The 997-nt window shown below is 42.6% G+C and carries 3 protein-coding genes; all 3 read left to right on the top strand.

Annotation, left to right across the window (positions count from 1 at the left end):
• Positions 1 to 68: 68 nt before the first annotated feature.
• A complete protein-coding gene (locus tag L2717_RS18045; protein ID WP_246611828.1) occupies positions 69 to 452 on the top strand; it encodes an IS110 family transposase in 384 nt (127 codons plus the stop codon).
• A 33-nt stretch (positions 453 to 485) separates the two neighbouring features.
• On the top strand, positions 486 to 626 hold the full coding sequence (locus tag L2717_RS18050) for a hypothetical protein (RefSeq protein WP_246611829.1): 141 nt from the start codon (positions 486 to 488) through the stop codon (positions 624 to 626).
• An 87-nt stretch (positions 627 to 713) separates the two neighbouring features.
• On the top strand, positions 714 to 997 hold a 284-nt coding region (locus L2717_RS18055; RefSeq protein WP_248938137.1), incomplete at its 3' end, for a transposase.

Here is a 997-nt window from a genome sequence, read left to right on the forward strand (position 1 = left end):
CTCGATGTATGGACTCCACCAACCTACAGTCGTAAGTTGGTATCGACCAAAACAAAAGGAGTCCATACATGAGTAAGCCTACAATAATATCTCTCGACCTTGCAAAAAAAGTCATTCAAGTTTGTAAAGTGAATCCATATGGTGAGCTGTTATTCAATAAAGCCATGTCACCACAAAAAACCAAAGACCTTCTTGCCAACTCTCCGCCTTGTGTCGTTGCTATGGAAGGCTGTGCCAGTTTTCACTACTGGGCTCGAGTCGCACAATCATTTGGCCATGAAGTCAGAGGGATGGCACCTAAAAAAGTAAAACCCTATATCAGCAATCAAAAAACAGACGCTAATGATGCTATCGGTATTGCCATCGCTTCAACACAGTTAGGAATGACTTTCTGCCAGGTTAAAAACCTATCACAACAGAATATTCAGGCGATTCAAGTCAGCCGGAAATAGTTTGACCGAACAATCACATCACTGGGTAACCACATGCGAGCGTTATGCTTTGAATATGGCGCTACCATCGCGCTAGGTAAAAAGTCATTAAGGCAAGCCATCACTCAGTTTAATTCGCCAGAATCAAAAGACTTACCTGAGCAAATCAAACCATTGCTTATGATTTTATGGTAACAATATCAAACAACAGAAGAGCACTACAAAGCGGTAACGTTACAGTTAAAGCAATGGGTCACTCAATCAGAACCTTGTAAACGCTTGATGAAACTCGAAGGCGTTAGCCATATTGGTGCAGCTGGTTTACTGGCTTGCTTAGGTGACGGTCAAGGTTTTAAGAATGGCCGGCATGCGGCTGTCTTCGTTGGTGTTACCCCTAAACAACATAGCAGTGGAGGTAAGGTTGTTATGATTGGAATAGATAAGCATGGTGGCGATAAATACCTGCGTTCAATCCTCTATCAAGGCGCACTCTCTGTTATATCAAGACTGCCAGTAGAGGCAAAAACCTATAAACAGCAATGGCTTATCAATTTAGTCAGGCGAGT

It is taken from the genome of Shewanella glacialipiscicola, from assembly GCF_023283485.1.
Taxonomy (GTDB): Bacteria; Pseudomonadota; Gammaproteobacteria; order Enterobacterales; family Shewanellaceae; genus Shewanella; species Shewanella glacialipiscicola.